This is a genomic window from Frankia sp. ACN1ag, assembly GCF_001414035.1.
Lineage (GTDB): Bacteria > Actinomycetota > Actinomycetes > Frankiales > Frankiaceae > Frankia > Frankia torreyi.
Genome location: NZ_LJPA01000017.1, coordinates 125,148 through 144,150 on the forward strand (window position 1 = coordinate 125,148; position 19,003 = coordinate 144,150).

Genomic DNA, 19,003 nt, shown 5'->3' on the forward strand with positions numbered 1-19,003 from the left:
GCGCGCCGACATGTGGACCGACCTCGGATGCCCGTGGGGCTACGTGGGGCGTCGTCNCCTGGAGCTCGGGTTCGAGCAGGCGAACCTGAACGCCACGTTGGACCTGAGACTTCACGCGTTCGAGCTGGACCCGGGTTCCAGGACCACGACGATCTCCATCCCGGAGATCTTCGTGAAGAAGCACGGCGGCACCATCGACGACGCCATCGCTGCCGAGAGGCGGGTCGCCGGCCTCGCGAACGACGTGGGCCTGCCGTTCACGACGGACCGACTTGCTTCCAACACACACGATGTCCTGCGCGTCCTGCAGCTCGCCAAGACCCACGGGCTGGAAGCGTCCTGGTTCGCCCAGCTCCAGCAAGGCTATTTCGGCGGAACCATCAACCCGTTCGATCCCGCGGAGCTCACCAGGTCGGCCGTGGCCGGCGGCATGGACGCCGACGACGTGTCGGACGTGCTGTCCGGCAACCGCTTCAAGGCCGAGGTGGCACGCGACCGCGAAGAAGCACTCGACCGAGGTGCGACCGGCGTGCCCTACATCGTCATCGACAACCGCGTCGTGCTGGCCGGCGGCGCGACGGTCACCGACTACGCCCGCGCCTTCACCTCACTGACCACCCAGGTCTGACCACCCACCTCATGCACCCCGAAGGAAAGTGGAGTGCGCGGCGAAGGACGCTCGTAGAAGTCGGCGAGCGCGGCGAGGTGGTTGTTGACCGTGGTCGGCTTGCGACGCTCGGCCTTCAGGTGGCGCTTGAAGTCGCGAACGGCACCATCCCTGGCTGAGGGGTGGACCAGCGGGGCACCGAGCACGTCGACGGCGCCGCCGCACCAGACGCTCCCGACAGTAACGAAAACAATACCCACAGGCGCGAAGTTGTCGATCGTCGGCAGTGATCGACGCCCACCGCCCCCCCTTCTGGCACGGCAGAAGGGGGCTGGCATCGTGGCGAAACGGCGTGCGCGGTGCCGGTCAGTCGCTGCGGGCGGCCTCGGGTCCGGTGATGCGGCGCAGCAGGGGGAACGTGGCGGCGAGGACCGCGAGCGCGGCGAGCAGGCCGGCGAGGACGATGAGATAGTACTCGCCCGCGGGTGGCCGGAGCGTCTCGTGGAGCTGGGAGCGTAGGAACAGGCCGGCGGCGAGGAATCCGGTGCCGATCGACACGACGGTGAGGACCAGCAGCGGCAGCGCGCTTTCCAGCAGGATGACGCGGCGCAGCATCCCGAGGGGGGCGCCGGCGAGCCGTAGCAGGCTGAAGGGTCGTCTGCGGTCGTTGAGCCCGGCCACCACGCTGACCGCCAGGCTGCACCCGGCGATCGGCAGGCTGGTGAGGATCACGACGTTCGCCAACTGCTGGTAGGCGGTGGTCAGCCGCCTGCCGCGGTCGAGGTCCTCGGCGATGGTGACGGACAGGTAGGCGGAGGGGTAGGCGAGGTCGAGCACGGTGCGGGCCCGCTCGACCGCCGCCGGCCCGTCGGTGTCCACGGCGAGGGACTGGACCGGAAGGTGGCGCAGACCGTCGGGGGACAGGGCCGCCGGCCGGACCATCCCGGCGTGGTCGCCGAACCTGGCCTCGAAGTCGGTGCTGAGGGTGGCCGTGTCCGAGCCGGCCGCGCAGCGGCCGAGCGCCGGGGTGCCGGACAGCTCGGCGCAGGAGACGACGCCGATCAGCGGGTCGACGCGCCCCGCGCCGGGAGGCCGATGGATCACGGTCACGCCGCGCACGCCGGGGACCCGGCGCAGATCGCGCAGCAGGGAGGCCGGGATCGAGGCGATGTCCTGCGGTCCTGCGGGGGTGTAGGTGGTGAAGCGGTCGATGAGGGTGTGGCGTTGCGCCGGGCCACGCGCGGCGACGTGGTCGCGCGTGCCGGTGGTGCCGTAGGCGTTGATCGTGGTGATGATCCCGACGGCGACGCTGGTGACGAACAGGGCCAGGGCGAGACCGGCGACGGCGCGGAAGCCCGCCTGCGGGTTGTCGGCGAGGCGACGCCCGGCGATGAGCACGGCGGGCCGCTGGGCGTGCCGGGCTGCCAGGCGGGCCCCGGCGTGAGTCAGCCACGGCCCGACGACGATCAGCCCGATCATGGTCAGCAGGATCCCGGACAGGTAGGCCTGGACCTGACCGGCGGTGCTGGCGGGCTGGCCGGCGTGGACGAACCACACGAGTTCGCCCAGACCGGCCAGCAGGGGCAGGATCCGCCAGGCCCGTGGGGGGCGGGGGGTCACCTGCCGGGTGACGCCGAGCGGGGAGAGGGTCACCCGGCGCAGCGCCAGGCGGGCCGCCGCCGCGGCGGCGATCGGCACGCCGAACGCGACCAGCAGGATGTCGGCCAGGTTCAACGACAGGTCGGCGGTGTAGAACCGTTCCCCGGTGAAGGGGATCGGCGCGAGCGCCGGGCGCAGCAGGGCGAACAGCCCGAACCCGGCGGCGACGCCACCGACCGCGGCGACGCTCGACTCGACCGCCGCGATCACCGAGATCTGCCGCGGGGTCGCGCCGACCAGGCGCATCGCGGCGAAGCGCTGTTCGCGGCGGGCCGCGGACAGCCGCGTCGCGGTGCCGATGAAGATCAGGACCGGGAACAGCAGCGCGGCGGTGACGACGGACAGGACGAGGTCGATGCCGTTCGCGTTGATGCCGACGTCGAGGCACTGCCCGCTGCAGCCGCTGGGCGGTGTGGTGGCGATGGCGGTGACCTGGGTGGCCTGCGGTGTCCGCGCGAGCTGGTCGGCGCGGCGGCCGACGACGAGGATCAACGAGTCCGGGGCTGGCAGCGCCGCGGGGCCGAGGGTGCCGATCTGCCGACCCGGGTAGCGGGCGGCGAGTTCGGCGGGCGGGGTGGTGCGCAGCAGCGTGGCCAGCGCCGGGGAGGCGTAGAACTGGCCTGGCCCGGGCAGGCGGGTCAGGCCCGGGGGCAGCGGTGGGTGCGCGCCGGTGGGGGCGAGGTCGATCCGGCCGATCTGCCTGCCGTGGAACTCGTCGACGCTGAGCAGCCACCACAGCGGATCGGCCGCACGGCCGGCCGGCAGTGTCGCCTCGTTCGACGCGGTGCCGGTCGCGAGCCAGGCGTAGCGGGCGTTCTGGGTGTCGACGGCGTTGATCCCGGCGAGGGTGGCCAGCAGCAGGGCGGCGCCGAGGGCGACGGCGCCGGCGATGAGGGCGAGGCGCACGGCCGCCTCCCGGCCGCCGCGCAGGGCCAGGCGCAGACCGAGTCGGATCACGACGCAACCGGCGCGGGCGGGACCGGGGCGAGGTCGTAGGAGGTGACCGTGCCGTCGCGCACGATGATCTCGCGGTCGGCGTAGGCGGCCACGCGCGGCTCGTGGGTGACGAGGATGACGGTCGTGCCCTGCTCGCGGGCGGCGGCGACCAGCAGGTCCATGACGTGTTCGCCGGTCAGGGAGTCCAGCGCGCCCGTCGGCTCGTCGGCGAACAGGACCTGGGGGCGGGCGACCAGGGCGCGGGCGAGTGCGACGCGTTGCGCCTGCCCGCCGGAGAGTTCACCGCAGCGCCGGGTCCGGGTTGCGCCGAGCTCGAGGCGGGTGAACCAGGTCCGGGCGCGGGCCAGCGCCTCGGCGCGGGGGATGCCGCGCAGCAGCAGCGGCAGCGCGACGTTCTCCTCGGCGCTGAGTTCGGGGACGAGCTGGCCGAACTGGAACACGAACCCGAAGCGGTCGCGGCGCAGCGCGCTGCGGGCGTTCTCGCGCATCGTGTCCACCCGGCGCCCGTCGAGGAGGATCTCGCCGCTGTCGGGGAGGAGAATGCCGGCCAGGCAGTGCAGCAGCGTCGACTTGCCCGAGCCGCTGGGCCCCATGACGGCCAGGATCTCCCCGGCCCGCACCGTGACGCTGGCGCCGCGCAGCGCCGGCGTCGGCCCGAACGCCAACGTCACGTCCCGTGCCTCGATCAACGCTCCGGCCGCGTCGGATCGCGCCCGGGCGGCGGTCCCAGCGGACCCAGCGGTCTGGGCCGTCCCAGCGGTCTGGGCCGTCTCGGCGGTCATGCGCGCACCGCCGCGGCGAGCGCGTCGAGGCGGGCCGCGGTCAGCTCGAGCCAGCGCAGATCGGCCTCCAGATGGAACAGTCCGTGGTCGGCCAGCAGCGCGTCGACGAGGCCGCCGGTCCGTTTCAGCGCGGTCAGCTCGCGCATCCGCTGCAGGTGGGCGGCGCGTTGGCGGTCCAGGTAGCCCTCGGCGGAGCGCCCCGACATCAGGGCCAGCACGACCTTGACGAACAGCACCGTCTGCAGGTGGGGCTCGGGTGCGACGGGCTCGTGCAGCCACGCCTCGACCTCGCTGACCCCCTGCTCGGTGATCACGTAACGCTTGCGGTCGGGCCCGGCGCCGGGCTCGGCCTCGCCGACGAGGACTTTTCCGTCCCGGGCCAGGCGGCCCAGGGTGGCGTAGACCTGGCCGAACGGCAGGGGCTTGCCGCGGCCGAAGTAGGCGTCGTAGTCGCGTTTGAGGTCATAGCCGTGGCTCGGCTCTCGCTCGAGNAGGCCCAGCAGGGCCATGGGGACTGTCACACCCCCATGTCTACATCGGGTGTATACACGCGGTCAATAATGCCGTCGCGGGTCGCCTGGCGGGCGCGGGGCGCCAGGTTGTCGGCGGTGCGATCGGGACCGGATCGGGTCCGAATCGGGTCCGGAAAGAACGGCTCCCCGATCGCGACGTCGTGGCCATCGGAGCGCTACGTCGTCATCATGACGAGTGGCGAACAGTCCCCGATCACGCTTTCCGGGCGACCCCGCCGTAGATGCCGACCTGCGCGTCGCGCAGCGTGGTGGACCGGTCGTCGTCGGGCCGCCAGTGGTGCGCGAGGAGCAGGCCCGGTTCGATCAGCTCCAGTCCGTCGAACAGGCGTTCCACCTGGGTGTGGGTGCGGAGCTGGAACGGCAGACCACGCTTGCGGTAGGCGGCCGCGAACTCCTCGGCTTCCGGGTCGAAATCCGCGGTCCCGTGGGTGAGGACCAGATAGCTCCCCGACGGCAACGCCTCGACGAGGCGACGCACGATCGCGTGGGGATCCTCCTCGTCGGCAACGAAGTGGAGGATCGCGACGAGGGACAGGGCGACCGGCCGGGCCAGGTCCAGGGTTTCGCGCAGCTCGGGCGAGTCGAGGATCGCGGCCGGGTCGCGGATGTCGGCGTCGATGTAGGCGGTCTGGCCCTGCGGCGTGCCGGTGAGCAGGGCGCGGGCGTGGGCGAGCACGATCGGATCGTTGTCGGCGTAGACGACGCGGGCCTCGGCGACGATGCTCTGGGCCACCTCGTGCAGGTTCGGCGACGTCGGAATCCCCGTCCCGACGTCCAGGAACTGGCTGATCCCTGCCTCCGTGGCCAGGTAACGCGTCGCCCGCGTCATGAAGGCCCGGTTCTCCCGGGCGGTCACCCGCGCGTTCGGAAACGCGGCGATCGCCAGCTCGGCGGCCTCCCGGTCGGCCGGGAAGTTGTCCTTGCCGCCGAGGTAGTAGTCATACATCCGCGCCGGGTGCGGCAGATCCGTCCGCAGCGTCGTGCCCGTCGAGCCCGTGTCAGCACCTGGGTCCGCCATCGCCCTGCCCCCTCACGCTCAGCCCCCTCACGCTCATGCCATCAGACGGTCACCCTACCGGCAGGGAACAGGGCAGACCGAACGGATACACACGCATCGTCCCGACCTGGTTCCGGTTCCGTGTCGACGGAGCCCACCGCCCGTCCGGCCTGGCGACTGCGGCGCCGCTGCGTGGCTCGACGATGCTCCCGGCGACTGCGGCGGGTCGCCGCGTCGACGAGCAGAGCGATCATCCAGGCCGGCGGTTCGACGGTCATCGCCCGCCACGACTTCGCCTGCGCGAGGGTCAACGGCTCGCTCACCCCGGCCGTGCGCATCGCGCTCGCGACGACGCGAACCTGCAATCCGAGTGTCCCCGCGACCCGGATCGAGCAGAGCGCACGGTCAGCACCTGCGGGTCAGGGGCCGTAGATGCGGGTGGGGGTGAGGAACACCGCGGTGCGGCGCTGTTCGGCCATCACCCGGTCGTAGGTGTGCCAGTCGTCGTGGGTGCCGCCGGCGGCGAGGAAGACCTCGCGCAGCAGCAGCCGCAGCCGCACGGCGTCGACCCCCGGGCGCGGGTCGTCGGGGCCGATGATCTCCGCGACGCCCTCGACGGTGGCCCACCGCCAGCCCGAGCGCACGGTGGCGCTGGCCTGCGGGCGGGCCCGCAGGTGGGCGAGCTTGACCGCGCCGTACGTCACGAACGCGACGACCTCGATGTCGGTCAGCGGATGGCGCATGAAGGCGATGTTGACGACGGATGCCTGGATGCTGCCATCGTCGCGCAGCGTGGAGATGACGGCGAGGCCGCTCTCGGCGCGGCTGAGGGCGGCGGCGTCCTCGAAGCTGGTCACGGCTTGTTCGCCCTTCGTCGCGATGGCCCGGATCCGACCGTGCGGCCTCGTCACTGTCCGTCCTTGTGGTAACGATTTCCACCGTATAGCTCTGCCCGGGGTGACCGGTGTCGCTTGCAGGTCGCAGGGTGCGGGGTGCGGGTGGCGACGGCGGGCGGGATGTGCCGGTGCCTGCGGCGACGTAGAAACGCCCTGGTGGAAAGTTCCGCGGGGGGCGGGGTCGGGAGGCTGGGATGAGTGGTGTGCACGGCCCGATCGGTGGGGTGCGAGGCCCACGGGTGGTGTCGGTCAACGTGGGTCTACCCCGTGCCGTCCCCCGCGGCACCGGCGGTGACGGCACCGGCGACGGCGGCGAGGTGATGACGGCGATCTGGAAGGAGCCGGTGGCCGGGCGGGTCGCGGTGCGCCGGCACAATCTCGACGGCGACCGGCAGGCCGACCTGGTCAACCACGGCGGTCCGGACAAGGCCGTCTACGCCTACACCCGGGAGGATCTCGCCTGGTGGGCGGGGGAGTTGGGCCGCGACGTGCCGGTGGGGGCGTTCGGGGAGAACCTGACCATCGCCGGGCTGGACGCGGCCGGGGTCGTCGTCGGCGAGGTGTGGTCGATCGGGTCGGCGCGGCTGCAGGTCGCCCAGCCGCGCATCCCGTGCTTCAAGCTCGGGATCCGCTTCGCCGATCGCAGCCTGCCGAGGCGGTTCGCCGCCGCCGGGCGGCCGGGGATCTACCTGCGGGTGCTCACCGAGGGGGAGCTGGGCGCCGGCGACGCCATCGACGTCACGCCGGGTGCGCCGACGGCGGTCGGGGTCAGCGCGCTCGCCCGCGCCTACCACGGGCACGACGCGGCGCTGGCCACGGCGGTGCTGGGCGCCCCCGACCTGCCGGCGTCCTGGTACGACTGGGCCCGCGAGCGCACGGCTCCGCCGCGCCGCCGCCGTTCCTGACGCAGCACCGACGGCCGACAGCCGACGCCCCCCGCCCGGTGGCGGTCGTCAGGCGGGGGGCGACCGGCTCTCCTTGCCGGGCGGGTCAGCCCACCAGCTCACCCAGGAGCCGGCGTTCCTCCGGCTCGCTGAGCCCTTCGTCGCCCNGCGCCGGGCCACCGCGGGCGGTGTCCCACGCGAGCGTGTCCGCCAGGGTCTGCGCGAGCGGGCGGATCGTCAGCCCGGCGGCGATCGCCCGCGACACGTCGATCTGGTTGATGGCGGCGCACCCGGGGACGGCGATCCACAGCGGAATCCCCATCCACGGGTTGACCCCGGCGATGATCAGCCGATCGCTCGGCACCCAGGCCGGCGTGCCCGTCGCGCCGGCGAGGGCCTGGCAGGCCTGGAAGAACGCGGCGAACGCCAGCGGCCGGCCGGTCACGTTGAACACTCCGCCCAGGCCCGCCGCCGCCGAGCGCAGGGTCCAGCTCGCCAGGTCCCGCACGTCGATGAACTGCGCGAGGTCCGTCGGGCCCCCGGGCAGCAGGATGCGCCCGCCGCGGGCGAACCGGCGTGGCCAGTAGGCGAAGCGGTCCGTCGGATCATGCGGTCCGACGATCATGCCGGGACGGACGATGAGCGCCCGCGCCCCGAAGGCGTCGCGGACCAGGCGCTCGCAGGCCGCCTTGCGCGCCCCGTAGAGCTTCTCGGGCGGCGTGCCGTCGCCGAGTTCCAGCAGGTCGCCGTCCTCGTTCTGCGCAGTGTCCTGGTCGGCGAGGACCGACACCGAGGAGATGAAGACGTAGTGGGCGGCCCGGCCGTGCAGCGCCTCGACGGCGCGCCGCACGACCTGCGGGTCGTAGCCCGCGACGTCGATGACGATGTCGAAACGGCGCTCGGCGAGAGCGGACAGGTCACGGGTACGGGTGCGGTCCCCGAGGACGGTCTCGGCCGCGGCGAACAGCCCGGGATTGGTCTGACCGCGGTGGAACAGGGTCACCTGGTGGCCGTCGGCCAGCGCGGCCTCGACGAGGGCTCGGCCCACGAAGCGGGTGCCACCGAGGACGAGAATGCTGCGCGGTCGGGAGATGGTGCCTGGCATGATGTGCGACTCCGGACGAGGTGTGAGTGGTCCGGGCCACGGCGGTGCGCAGACCGCCTCAGTCGGTGACCCGGATGGGGGCATCGCGAAACACGCTCACCGCACCCATAGGACCGTCATCTCCCTCAGGTAACTCCGACGGCGACAACCATAGCAGCGCCGGGCGTGACGGCTGCGGCGGTGACGCCCGTGACGGCGAATCATCGCGCACGACGGCAAGGGNTCATCGGACATTCACGGTGACGATCCGCATTCCGCCTGTGCCACAGGGGAACGTGTGATCCATGCCTTTGACTTTGATCACCGGAACCTTCCGGGTGGTGGGCGCCTCCCCGGACGGCGACTCGGTCCGCTTCTACCCGCACAATCCGCAGGCGTTCCGCCGGGCGGGCATCACGGTGAAGGCCAACCGGGCGGGTGGAGTGCAGCTTCGCCTGGACGCCATCGACGCGCTGGAGACGCACTACACCCCGCCGCACGGCCGGGAATGGCATCAGCGTGCCGAGTTCGGCCGGGGTGCCGCCGACGCCCTGCTGCACGAACTGGGTTTCACCGAGGTCACCCGCGATGCCCGCGGCACCGTCACCGCCGCCACCCCCACCCAGGCCGACGGGTACATCCTGACCCGTTTCGCCGACAAGTACGGCCGGGCGGTGGCGGTGGCCTTCGCCGGCGCGCCGCCGGCGGGGCAGACCGACGGCGCGGCGGTGTTCCTCGACGTCGACGGGCTGCACCGGTCGGTCAACCACCGGCTGCTGGCCGCCGGTTGGGTGTACCCGACGTTCTATTCCAAGCTGTACGTCGACCTGCGCGCCGATCTCGCCGCGACCACCGCGGCGGTGCGCCGTGCGGCGAGCGGCATCTGGAAGCTCGACGCCACCACGTCCGGCTTCACCGTGACCTCCCGCGAGCAGCTCACCGACGATCTGGTCATCCTGCCGAAGCTGTTCCGCCGGTTGGCGGAATATCTGACCCTCGACGAGACCGGCGGGGTCGATCTGGCCGGTTTCGCGGATTTCCTCGCCGCCGGCGACGACAGGCTGTTCACCGTCCCCGCGGGACAGGCCACCGCCCTGGACACCCTGGTCCGGGTGCGGACCGATCCCGCCACCGGGCAGGAGAAGGTCACCCTGACCGTCCCCCCGGAACACATCGTCTTCCTCGAAGGCTGACGCGTCCGCGGCGTTCACCGAGGTCCGCTGCGGACGGTGGCGGACCGGCCGATGCCGGGTGGGAGGCGAGGCCGTCCGCCTCGCACCCCACCCGCGGTGCCGGATCAGGAGACGCCGGATCAGGAGACGACGGTCCCACCCGCGAGCCGCGCCTCCACCCTCGCCAGAAGGATCATGGGAAACAGCAGCAGCACGGCCCCGACCAGCATCGCCGCCGTGAGCTGCTCCCCGAGCACCACGACCGAGAGCACGGCGGCACCCACCGGCTCGATCAGCATGATCGTTGATGCGGTGGCAGCGCGCACGACCGTGACGCCCGCGAAGTAGAGCGGATAGGCCAGCGCGGTCGGTACGGCGGCCACGTATGCCGCAATCACCAGGAGACGGCCGAGCTGCGTGGTGTGCGGCAGCAGTCCCGCCGGCACCGCCAGGGGCAGCAGGCACACGGCGGCGATGCCGAAGGACCACGCTGTCACGACGGCGGGGTCCTCGCCCCGGCCAGCGCGCCCCGCGCCCCGCGCCAGCAGCGTGGCTGTGGCGTATCCCGCGGCGGACAGCACTGCCAGACCGACCCCGCCCGGCCTCACGGCCGCGCCCTGATCACCCAGGACGAGCACCGTCAGGCCGCTCACCGCTCCGGTGATCGCCAGAACCCCGCCGCGTCCCAGCCGCTCGTCCAAGGCCCACCGAGCGCCGATGGCGGTGAGCACCGGCCCGGCTCCGAGCGAGACGATCGTGCTCACCGCGAGGCCGGTCATCGCGACAGCCCCGAAGTAGGCGGTCTGAAACACGGCGAGCCCCGCTGCCGTCCCCGCGCGTAGGAGCAGCGGCGGGCGGCGGAACTGGGTGCTCGCGGGGACTCGGTTCGCCGATCGCGACGGTCGCACGGCTCGCGCCATGAGCAGCAGGACCAGGCCGCCGAGGAACCGCCAGAAAGACACCGCCACCGGTCCCAGGTCGCTGGATCGGTAGACAAGGTCCACCGCCGCTCCGGTGGTGCTCCAGGTGGCCCCGGCACACGCGAGATACATCAGGCCCCGCCTGACGGGCAGGACGTCAACAGCATTCGACATGGTGCGCTCTCCGCCTCGGGAAATGGTCGTGTCGTCCCGTGTGCGGGCAGCACGACCATCGCGCCGGAGGTCCTCCTCCGGCACGACGGTTTTCCGCTGCGGCCCGCCTTTACGCGGCGGGAGGGGAGAGCGCCATCGCATTCACGATGTCCACCCTACGGCGAGGCCTCCGGGGACAGATACCGCACCGTCGGATCCGGCGTGCCGGTGGACGGCACCGGGGCGATCACGGCGCCGCCGTATTCGATGCGCCAGGCCCGGGCCCGCGCGAACGCGTTCGCCTCGCGGACGGCCTGCAGCCGGGTCGGCCAGGTCTGTGCCTCGCGCGGATCGCCGGTCAGGCGCCAGTCGAGCGCGTCGGCGAGGTAGCGATGCTCGCCGTCCCAGGCGACGTTGATCCGCCACCGCACGTCCTGCTCCACAGCCACCAGCACAGCACACGCACCCCCGTCGTGTCGAACGCTAGTTCGACGTCCTGGTCCTGGGCTCGCTTTCGCGCCTGTGCTGATTCTGCGCATGTCGTGCGGCGTGGTGCCAGCCCCCTCGGCGCGGGGAGGAATGTCGAGCCGTGTATCCGGGCTCGACGTCAGATTCGGCCGCCGTTTCCTTCCCCGTCGACGGCGCCTGGGGTGCCGACAGCCAGGGGGGTGCGGCGGCGTTGGCGCCGCGAGGCGGACAGCAGCCGCCACATCCGCCCGGCGACGAAAGCCCCGACGAACATGAGCACGTAGACCAGCGGCGTCCACGCCCCACCGACCGAGGTGTGCGTTCCGTGGTGGTAGGTGAAGGTGGCGTCGCTGGTCAGGTAGGGAACGCCGGCCCAGCGGAAGGTGCCGGTGGCGTCGGGGGTCGCGGTGATCCCGGCGTCGAAGGCGGTCCTGGCGACATAGTCGACCAGCATCATGACGGCCTCGACGGCGAAGATCGCGAAGGCGGCCGCCGCCCAGGACGGGCGCCGCGCCAGCTCGCCGTACTCGGCGGCGAGGTAACCGGCGGCGAGGACGCGCAGGTCCCCGAGCTGGCGCACGGCCTGGCGGGCGCCGACGTCCGCGGCCGCGGCGTGGAGGTTGTCGCGTAGTTCCCGACGCCGCGCGGCCCGGGACCGGCGCGGCAGGTCCTGCAGCCTGGTGTCCATCGTCCACACGGCGCGTTCGATCCGCAGCCGGTCGAGGGTGCTCAGCGAGGTGGTCATCGTCCGGTGTCCTCCGTGGCGGTGGGCGGGGTGACGGTGGGCGGGGTGGCCCTGGGCGGGCCGGCGGTGGCGGGATCGGCGGTGGGCGGATCGGGAAGGCGCCGGACCAGGACGGGGTGGACCACCGCGGCCAGCGACAGCCAGCTCTCGGTGCCCTGCGCCAACGCCTGGTCCCCGGCCGGGGTCGGCCGGTAGTACTTGCGGGCCGGGCCGGAGCGGGAGGCGACCAGCCGCCCGTGGAGCCGACCCTCGCGTTCCAGCCGGGCCAGCGCGGGATAGACGCTGCCCTCGCTGATGTCGGTCAGCCCGAGCTCACGCAGCCGCTGGACGACCTCGTAGCCGTAGGACTCCCGTTCGGCGAGCAGCCGCAGCAGCAGCAGCGACAGGACGCCCTTGAGCAACTGGGGATCATGCGTCGGCGCCATGAGGACAGACTAAGCCAGGTACCTTGCATTGTCGAGTATGGTGACGCTGGTCAGCCGGGTGCCGCAGGCCGCGACGGTCAGGCCGCGCCGTGCGGTGGCCGGTCCCGACCGTCCAGCCGCTGCGGGTGGTCGTAGGGCGTCGTGGTCAGGGTGCCCTGGCGCCAGGCTGAGCAGAGCTGACGGTTGAGGGCGCGTTCGGCCTCGGGGGTGCCCGGAAGCGGGACGTGAAGGGCCGTCAGCATGTCGAAGCGGTGCAGGTCGAAGGCGGTGCACACGCACTCGCCGTAGGCGAGCGCCGCCCGGACGGCACCGAGGTAGGCGACGCGGGCGATCGTGAGCGGTATCAGGGCCAGGCAGGCCCACCAGCTCGAGGACGGCAGCAGCAGGACGGCGGCCACCACGGCCGTGGCTGCCATCGTCACGGACAGCCGGGCCGCTGCGTCGAGCGTGTTGCGCCGGTCGCTCACGATCAGGCGGGTCGTCTCGCCGAGGACCGGATACAGCCGCGGCCAGGCGACGACGGCGTCGAGCCCGTAGGGTTCATACGACGGCGAGTTGCAGCGGACGGCCGAGGACCGCGCCCAGGGTGACGCCGAGCGCGACGACCAGGGCCTCGCCCGCGCCCAGATCGGCGGCGGTCCGCCACGCCTGGCCGAAGTCCGGGGCGCCTGCGGGGGCGCCGGCCCAGCTCAGCGTCAACACGAACAGTGCGGCCGCATACGTCGGCAGGTAGTCGACCAGGAAGAACCGGCCTCCCGCCAGGGCCGGCCGGGCTGCCGCTTCGAGGCTCACCGTTGCCGTTCCAGCACGCCGTGGCCGTTCGGGCACACGGGAGCCGACCGCTCATCGACGTGGATTCGTCGTCGCAGCGCTCCGCAGGTGGGGCAGCGGTAGCGGAGGATCTCGTAGCGCAGCGACGCCCCCGGCAGGGTGGCTCCGTCGCCGTCCCCCACCGACCGCGGCACCCTCGCGCGGAGCCCACCGAGGTACGCCCGGGTGGCGACCCCGACGATCCGCCCGTCGACACCGACGGCGACCTCCTGCACGGCGCGGTCGGTCGCAAACAGCGACTCCAGCGCGTCCGCGGCGTCGACGGCCCGGCATCCCGGCGGCAGGTCGAGCACCGCCACGTCGTCCGGGAGGTCCCCGGGTGCTCTCGACGCATCCAGCAGGATGTCGAAGTTCTCCTCGGTCATGGCCCTGTGATGTAGCACAAAGCGCCACGGTCCGAGTCCAACCTTGTACATTCAGTGCAGGAAAGTAGCGGGTTGGGGGAGCCGCCGTGACGGAGAGGCCAGGTGCCGCACTGTGGGCCCGGATCAAGGCCTACGAGGCGGGTGACGACGACGCACTGCTCTCGCCGCACGCCGTGGCCGAGGCGGATCGGCTCAGGCACCGCGCAGCCGGAAGCCGCCCGGCAGACCCCGGGCAGGACGCCGGGGACGCCACGCAGGGCCCACCACCACCTCGACGCATCGACGGCCCACGAGGAGCTGGCGGCTGCCGTCCGCCTGGGCGGCCTGGTGCGCGCGCAGGATCCCGACGCGCTGCCGTACGGGCTGCAGACCGGGTTCGACGTCGTCGACGCCGCCGTCGCGGGCGAGCCGGTGGCACTGGACTTCGCCGGAGACGGTGAACGACGGGACTACTTCGTCGAGCTGTTCTTCAACCTCTCCGGGGTGTGGTGGCTCACCTACCAGCGTGCGGACGCGGAGGCGGACGTGGCGCTGCTCGACCGGGCGATGGCGGCGATACAGACCGCGCGACGCCTGACGCCGCCGGACTCCCCGCGCCGGGTCACGGCCTCGGTGCTGTTCAGCGAGCATCTGAGCACGCGGGGGGCCCGCACGGGAAACCGGCCGGACCTGGACACCGCCGTCGCGCGGCTGCGCGCCACGCTGGAGTCCGCTCCCGCGGACCACGAGATCCTGGACAGGGCCCGCTACGTCCTCGTGCGTGCACTCAAGGCCGTGGCGGACCTCGACGACACTCCCGCGGCCGGCATCGCGTTCGCCGAGGCGGCGCGCTCGGCCCTCGCCGCAGTCGACCCCGACGGCGACATCTTCACCTACATCACCGCGGTGTCGTCGATCTTCGTCGACCAGCGGCTGGCCGTGCCCCTGGCGCAGGACCGGGATCTCGACGAGCGCGCCGCCTGCGCCCGGCTCGCCGTCGCCGCGTGGCCCGCAGCCGCCCCCCAGCACCTGTATGCGCTGCTTTCCCTGGGTATCACCCTGCACGCCCGTGCGTCCGCTCGCGGGTCGCTGTCGGACAACGCCGAGGCGCTGGCGGTGGTGCGCGCGTCGGCGGTCCACGGCGTGCATGACGCCGACCCCGCCCGGCGGGCAGTCCCGTACGACCTGCTCAGCCTCGTCCTGCAAACAACGATGCACGCTGACCGGTGATGCCGACGCCGCCGCCGAGGCGGTGTCCGCCTCCCGGCGTGCGGTGGACCTCCTGCCCCCGAGCGACAGCCTGGGGCTGTACATCCTGACCACTCTCGGCTGCGCCCTGTGCGCTCTGTACGACGCCTCCGGGGCGCTGGGCGCGCTGGACGAATCCATCGAGGTCCTGCGGCGGGCCGTCGAGGAGTCCACCGATCCGCAGCCCAGGGCGCTGTCGGTCCTGGGGCTGAGCTACTACTACCGCTACGACGAGGCCGGCGACCCCGCGGACCTCGAAGCGGGCGTCCGCTGGACACGTGCGGCCGTCGCCGACGACCTGTTCAGCACCTTCGACGATCCTCCCGCGAACCTGGCCGCGCTCGTGCGCACCCATCAGAGCGTCACCGGCGTGCTGGAATGGCTGTGGACGGCCGTCACGGGTCCGGTGCTCGCCGCGGTGGGTCCGGTCCGCCGGATCTGGTGGTGCCCCACCGGGCTGCTGTCGTTTCTCCCGCTGCACGCCGCGATCCGTCCAGGCACGCAGGAATCCGCCGTGGACCAGGTCGTGTCCTCCTACACTCCCACCCTGCGCGACCTGATCACCGCCCGCGGCCGGGCACTGCCAGCCCAACGCCGGCTGCTCGTCGTGGCCATGCCCCAGACCCCTGGCGCACCCGGCCTCGAGGTCGCTGGCGAAACCGACACCCTCGTCCGGCTCTTCGGCTCCCGCGCCACCGTCGTCACCGGGCCCAGGGCCCAGGGCCACCCGCCGACACATCCTCGACGAGCTCGGCCGCCACGCGTGGGTGCACTTCGCCTGCCACGGACAGCAGGATCTCGACGAGCCCTCCCGCAACGCGGTCCTGCTCCACGACGAACCCCTCACCGTTCTCGACGTGGCCCGCCTCGGCGCCGTCGACGCCGAACTGGCCTTTCTGTCCGCGTGCGCCACCGCATCGGGAGGTGCCACGCTGCCCGACGAGGCGATCCACCTCGCCTCCTCCCTGCAGACCGCCGGCTTCCGGCACGTCATCGCCACCCTGTGGCCGATCTACGATGCGGTGGCCCCGCAGGTCGGCCAGGACGTCTACCAGGCGCTGGCCGACGCCGGGCAGACCCGCGACCTCGCGGCACTGCTCCACCAGGCGGTGCGCCGCCTGCGCGACCGGGACGACAGCCGATCACCCCTGGTCTGGGCGCCGTACGTCCACATCGGGGCCGTGACCGTGCCCGGCCTTACCGGGGCCACCGAGATACGGCAGAAAGAGGCAACGGCCGTCAGGTCGGTCGCCGGGAACGCCCGCAGGTCGACCAGCAGGCCTTCCGCTGGCTCGTCGCCAGCGGAACGCTGCGGTCGTTCTCCGACCTGGGCTGGTACCCACATCCCGGGATGTCCGGCGGAGGTCTGAAGGCAGCCGAAGACAGCCGCAGCTGTGGGCCGTCGGGGGTGGCGGGTCAGCCGGCCAGATCCAGCACCGCGAGATAGTCGGCCCCGTCCCGCTGCACCGCGCGCAGACGCCACGGCGAGCTCTCGACAAGGTAAGCCAGTTCGTCGGGGGACACTGCCAGGTAATCGAACCACGGGGTCACCGTGATGCCATCCCTGACCCGGAGCGTCGCCTGGCCCGGAAGACGACCCCGCTCGGTGTTCCACGCGCGATAGGCCGCGCTCTCGTCGTCGGGCGAGACGTACGGGTCGCGACCACAACCGAGCAGGCGCGCGCCCGGAGCCGCGAGAGGCGCCGTCGGCTGCGACGCAGCCGCAGACAAAGGACCGCCGCCTGGAGCGGCGGCTCGTGCATCGGCGGCGGATGCGCGGGAAAGCGTCTCCATGGCTCTTCCACAGGGTTCGGCGTCCGATTTGTCCCTGCGGAGGAGACAGGTGGCACCGTTCCCCTGCACACCGCCTTCCGCGCTGAAGATCAGCGTGGTTCGGTGCTTTCCCGCGACAAAATTCCGCGAACTTTTCTCCTCGAGGGGGACGGCGACATTTCCTGTCGGCTGCCTTACAACAACCTTCCGCTGCCGCTGCGCGCCTAACTGGGTGTCGAGCGCAGGCGAGGTCGCCGCCGGCGGTAGAAGCCGAAACATCGGCGACGTCACGGCGGTGACCGGCTTCCGGGTTGATGTCACGGAGGATTCCGGTCTCCGGTCGGCCGGCACCCGACAGTTGTGAACGTGTGCACGCACCCCACCTGCACGTCTCCACCCTCGGAAAGGAACACGGAGATGACGGACACGGAATTCTCGGCCGCCCAGCTCGGGATCCTCGCGCGGGACCCGGTCCCGGCCGGGTCGAGCGTCGACGGGCAGATCCAGCGGTCGGAGATTCTCGGCCGGGCCCAGTTCTGGGTCAACCACAAGGTGACCTACACCCAGTCGGCCTCGGCACCTGACCCGCGGGGGCGCCGGTACCGGCGGGACTGCTCGGGCCTGGTGTCCATGGCCTGGCACCTGTCGTCCAGCCGCACGACGTACACCTTCGCCTCCTGGTCGGGGAAGATCCGCCTGTCGAGCCTGCACGACCTCAGGCCCGGCGACGCCCTGCTCCGAAGCGAGCACATCGAGCTGTTCGTGAAGTGGAAGAACAAGGCGAACCACGCCGCCGGCGCGTACGTGTACTCCTTCAACCACACCGGGGAAACCGTCGAGAACCCGACGGCACCCACCAACCAGGGAAGGATCGGTTTCGACACCTGGAGCGAACTGAGCACCTACACGCCGATTCGTTACCGTAAGGCGGTTAATGCCCCGCGGCCCACGCTGCTGGCGGCGAGAAGCGCCGGGTCGGCCGGTTCCCCGCCGCCGAACTCGGACGGTTCTCTGGTGCGTGAGCCCGACGGCGGCATCAACCTGATCGTGGGTGGCGTGCCCTTCGAACTGGAGCCGGCGGAATATGCGGCCCTCGGTTCCCCGCAGGTGCGCGACATTCCCGCCGACACCCTCGAGGACATGCCGGAGCTGATGCGGGACGGCACGATCGTGGCCACCGGTGACGGCACCCGTTTCCTCATCGCCGGGAACGCGAAGTACCGGCTCACCCCCGCGGACTGGGACGCGCTGGGAAAGCCGTCGTCGGTCACCGTGCCCGCGCGGCTCGTCGACGTTCTCGACGTGGTGCCGATCGACGACACCTTCCTGCGGGACGCGGCGACGCACACCGTCTGGCAGATCCTCGGCGCGGCGAAGTACCCCCTGACCCAGGCCGAGTATACCAGTCTGGGCAGCCCCGCCCACGTCGACGTGCCGGCGGGTTTCCTCGACGCCGTCGCGAGCCGGACGCCTGTCGGCAGCTACTTCCTGCGTGATCCTCTCAGCGCGATCGTCTACCAGGTCGTCGCCGGCGCCGAGCACCCGCTCAGCGCCGCCGAGTACGCCGCGCTCGGTCAGCCGGACGTCATCGACGCCCCGCTCGGTTTCGTCATGACTCTCGGCCCGGTGCCCCGCGAGCACACCTACCTGACCCGCAACAGCGACGGGGAGATCTTCGAGGTCCGTGACGGCACCCGCCGGGCGCTCACCGCCGACGAGGCCGCGGCGTTGGGTGAGGTCGACTGCCCCACCGTCGCCGACGGTTTCCTCGACGCGATCCCGAACGCCTGACCCCCGCGGCGCCCCGCAGAGCAATAAGACCCACCGCGGCCGTCGCGCCCGCCCGCCCCGGTCCCGCGGGCGGGCGAGACGGCCCCCTGTGCACGACCCATCCGAGGGAACCGCTGGCCAGGACGACGATGCCACCGACCGCCAGGATCGGACGTCACCTCGGAACCGGTGTTCGGGTCAGGTTGGCCAGTCGAGCTGGGAGTCGGGGACGCCCTGGGCACGGCCGTACTCCTCGGCCTCGGCACGCCCCCGCGGATCCCCGCGCCGGTAGCGGAAGACTCGACCGGAGAACACGATGAGGCTTTCCTGGGCGGTGTGCAGGTCCACGTACCACCCCGGCACCTCCAGCACCTCGCTCAGGTGCGCGGCCAGGGTCGCGGCCTCGGCGTCAGCGACGTCGAAGTAGACCAGCGTCCACACGGATGGCTGGTCGGCGGTGGCATTCCCGGATGCCGATCGTTGGATCTTCCGAACGGTGAGCGCCAGGTCGTCGACGACCGCTCCCACCCGCAGGCTCTCGGCGATCAGTACTCCGGTGGCCACGGCGGCTCCCTGGGATCAGCTCCGGCTGACGGGCCGGTTCAGCCTATGCCGCGATCACCTGCTGGAAGAAACTCCCCACCTGAGACAACCTCTTCACCCTACCTGCCAAGATGGGTTGAGACAGGGGATGTCTATCATCTTATGACTAGGGCGGGGTAGGGAGAAGAAGATCGTGGTGATGTCGGTGACGA

22 protein-coding genes and 2 pseudogenes are annotated in these 19,003 nt (G+C 72.1%); 8 read left to right on the forward strand and 16 right to left on the reverse strand.

Annotated features, from left to right (window positions below; genetic code table 11):
- Window positions 1-58: 58 nt before the first annotated feature.
- Window positions 59-628, forward strand: a complete 570-nt coding sequence (locus UK82_RS42825) for a DsbA family protein (protein WP_396230577.1) — start codon at window positions 59-61, stop codon at window positions 626-628.
- Here UK82_RS42825 and UK82_RS17180 read toward each other — a convergent pair.
- The 5 genes from UK82_RS17180 to UK82_RS17200 all read right to left on the reverse strand — a co-directional run bounded on the left by UK82_RS17180 (window position 589) and on the right by UK82_RS17200 (window position 5,556).
- Window positions 589-867: a hypothetical protein gene (locus tag UK82_RS17180; RefSeq protein ID WP_055408116.1), complete on the reverse strand. Its 279-nt coding sequence runs from the start codon at window positions 865-867 to the stop codon at window positions 589-591. The genes UK82_RS42825 and UK82_RS17180 overlap by 40 nt on opposite strands.
- A gap of 106 nt (window positions 868-973) precedes the next feature.
- Window positions 974-3,223, reverse strand: a complete 2,250-nt coding sequence (locus tag UK82_RS17185) for an FtsX-like permease family protein (protein WP_055408118.1) — start codon at window positions 3,221-3,223, stop codon at window positions 974-976.
- Window positions 3,220-4,005 carry an ABC transporter ATP-binding protein gene (locus tag UK82_RS17190; RefSeq protein WP_082121600.1) on the reverse strand — a complete coding sequence of 262 codons (786 nt, stop codon included), beginning with the start codon at window positions 4,003-4,005 and terminating at the stop codon, window positions 3,220-3,222. Before UK82_RS17190 ends, UK82_RS17185 begins: the two co-directional genes overlap by 4 nt.
- Window positions 4,002-4,496 (reverse strand): PadR family transcriptional regulator (locus UK82_RS17195; protein ID WP_236706040.1); only part of this gene is annotated, 495 nt, incomplete at its 5' end. The genes UK82_RS17195 and UK82_RS17190, both read right to left, overlap by 4 nt.
- Window positions 4,497-4,731: 235 nt before the next feature.
- Window positions 4,732-5,556 carry an SAM-dependent methyltransferase gene (locus UK82_RS17200; protein WP_055408120.1) on the reverse strand — a complete coding sequence of 275 codons (825 nt, stop codon included), beginning with the start codon at window positions 5,554-5,556 and terminating at the stop codon, window positions 4,732-4,734.
- A 120-nt stretch (window positions 5,557-5,676) separates the two neighbouring features.
- Here UK82_RS17200 and UK82_RS32855 point away from each other — a divergent pair, with 120 nt between their 5' ends.
- Complete coding sequence (locus UK82_RS32855; RefSeq protein ID WP_128423245.1) at window positions 5,677-5,967, forward strand: hypothetical protein; 291 nt, start codon at window positions 5,677-5,679, stop codon at window positions 5,965-5,967.
- Here UK82_RS32855 and UK82_RS17210 read toward each other — a convergent pair.
- The gene (locus tag UK82_RS17210) at window positions 5,955-6,392 is read right to left on the reverse strand and encodes a PPOX class F420-dependent oxidoreductase (protein WP_055408124.1); all 438 of its coding nucleotides are present in this window, start codon (window positions 6,390-6,392) and stop codon (window positions 5,955-5,957) included. The two genes, UK82_RS32855 and UK82_RS17210, sit on opposite strands and share 13 nt — an antisense overlap.
- Before the next feature lie 233 nt (window positions 6,393-6,625).
- Here UK82_RS17210 and UK82_RS17215 point away from each other — a divergent pair, with 233 nt between their 5' ends.
- Window positions 6,626-7,336 carry an MOSC domain-containing protein gene (locus tag UK82_RS17215; protein WP_236706041.1) on the forward strand — a complete coding sequence of 237 codons (711 nt, stop codon included), beginning with the start codon at window positions 6,626-6,628 and terminating at the stop codon, window positions 7,334-7,336.
- Window positions 7,337-7,483: 147 nt separating this feature from the next.
- Here UK82_RS17215 and UK82_RS17220 read toward each other — a convergent pair.
- Window positions 7,484-8,504, reverse strand: a pseudogene (locus UK82_RS17220) (NAD-dependent epimerase/dehydratase family protein); the annotation flags it as partial.
- A gap of 200 nt (window positions 8,505-8,704) precedes the next feature.
- On the opposite strand from UK82_RS17220, the gene UK82_RS17225 reads away from it, so the two are divergent.
- Window positions 8,705-9,592, forward strand: a complete 888-nt coding sequence (locus tag UK82_RS17225) for a hypothetical protein (RefSeq protein WP_044883195.1) — start codon at window positions 8,705-8,707, stop codon at window positions 9,590-9,592.
- Window positions 9,593-9,711: 119 nt separating this feature from the next.
- Here the strand turns inward: UK82_RS17225 and UK82_RS17230 are convergent, their stop codons facing one another.
- From UK82_RS17230 to UK82_RS17260, 7 genes are all read right to left on the reverse strand, one after another.
- Window positions 9,712-10,665, reverse strand: coding sequence for a DMT family transporter (locus UK82_RS17230; RefSeq protein WP_055408128.1), 954 nt, complete (start codon window positions 10,663-10,665; stop codon window positions 9,712-9,714).
- A gap of 155 nt (window positions 10,666-10,820) precedes the next feature.
- The gene (locus tag UK82_RS17235) at window positions 10,821-11,093 is read right to left on the reverse strand and encodes a streptomycin-6-phosphate phosphatase (RefSeq protein ID WP_236706043.1); all 273 of its coding nucleotides are present in this window, start codon (window positions 11,091-11,093) and stop codon (window positions 10,821-10,823) included.
- A gap of 158 nt (window positions 11,094-11,251) precedes the next feature.
- Entirely contained in the window at window positions 11,252-11,857 is a 606-nt protein-coding gene (locus UK82_RS17240) for a hypothetical protein (protein WP_055408132.1), read from the reverse strand.
- Window positions 11,854-12,282 carry a PadR family transcriptional regulator gene (locus UK82_RS17245; RefSeq protein WP_044883191.1) on the reverse strand — a complete coding sequence of 143 codons (429 nt, stop codon included), beginning with the start codon at window positions 12,280-12,282 and terminating at the stop codon, window positions 11,854-11,856. The genes UK82_RS17240 and UK82_RS17245 overlap by 4 nt, the downstream gene beginning before the upstream one ends.
- Before the next feature lie 77 nt (window positions 12,283-12,359).
- Window positions 12,360-12,749, reverse strand: coding sequence for a hypothetical protein (locus tag UK82_RS17250; RefSeq protein WP_055408134.1), 390 nt, complete (start codon window positions 12,747-12,749; stop codon window positions 12,360-12,362).
- Between the two features lie 73 nt (window positions 12,750-12,822).
- A complete protein-coding gene (locus UK82_RS17255; protein WP_044883189.1) occupies window positions 12,823-13,074 on the reverse strand; it encodes a hypothetical protein in 252 nt (83 codons plus the stop codon).
- The gene (locus tag UK82_RS17260; protein ID WP_044883188.1) at window positions 13,071-13,478 is read right to left on the reverse strand and encodes a hypothetical protein; all 408 of its coding nucleotides are present in this window, start codon (window positions 13,476-13,478) and stop codon (window positions 13,071-13,073) included. Before UK82_RS17260 ends, UK82_RS17255 begins: the two co-directional genes overlap by 4 nt.
- A 141-nt stretch (window positions 13,479-13,619) precedes the next feature.
- On the opposite strand from UK82_RS17260, the gene UK82_RS17265 reads away from it, so the two are divergent.
- The 3 genes and pseudogenes from UK82_RS17265 to UK82_RS41535 all read left to right on the forward strand — a co-directional run bounded on the left by UK82_RS17265 (window position 13,620) and on the right by UK82_RS41535 (window position 16,075).
- Entirely contained in the window at window positions 13,620-14,687 is a 1,068-nt protein-coding gene (locus tag UK82_RS17265) for a hypothetical protein (protein WP_055408136.1), read from the forward strand.
- Window positions 14,605-15,399, forward strand: a pseudogene (locus UK82_RS42830) (CHAT domain-containing protein); the annotation flags it as partial. The gene UK82_RS17265 and the pseudogene UK82_RS42830, both read left to right, overlap by 83 nt.
- Window positions 15,356-16,075 carry a CHAT domain-containing protein gene (locus UK82_RS41535; protein ID WP_255354312.1) on the forward strand — a complete coding sequence of 240 codons (720 nt, stop codon included), beginning with the start codon at window positions 15,356-15,358 and terminating at the stop codon, window positions 16,073-16,075. The pseudogene UK82_RS42830 and the gene UK82_RS41535, both read left to right, overlap by 44 nt.
- 46 nt (window positions 16,076-16,121) lie before the next feature.
- On the opposite strand, the gene UK82_RS33690 is transcribed toward UK82_RS41535, so the two are convergent.
- Window positions 16,122-16,499 carry a hypothetical protein gene (locus UK82_RS33690; RefSeq protein WP_157866916.1) on the reverse strand — a complete coding sequence of 126 codons (378 nt, stop codon included), beginning with the start codon at window positions 16,497-16,499 and terminating at the stop codon, window positions 16,122-16,124.
- Between the two features lie 396 nt (window positions 16,500-16,895).
- Between UK82_RS33690 and UK82_RS17280 the strand changes: the two genes are divergently transcribed.
- Window positions 16,896-18,269, forward strand: coding sequence for a hypothetical protein (locus UK82_RS17280; protein WP_044883184.1), 1,374 nt, complete (start codon window positions 16,896-16,898; stop codon window positions 18,267-18,269).
- A gap of 177 nt (window positions 18,270-18,446) precedes the next feature.
- On the opposite strand, the gene UK82_RS17285 is transcribed toward UK82_RS17280, so the two are convergent.
- Complete coding sequence (locus UK82_RS17285; RefSeq protein ID WP_044883183.1) at window positions 18,447-18,812, reverse strand: hypothetical protein; 366 nt, start codon at window positions 18,810-18,812, stop codon at window positions 18,447-18,449.
- Between the last annotated feature and the right edge of the window lie 191 nt (window positions 18,813-19,003).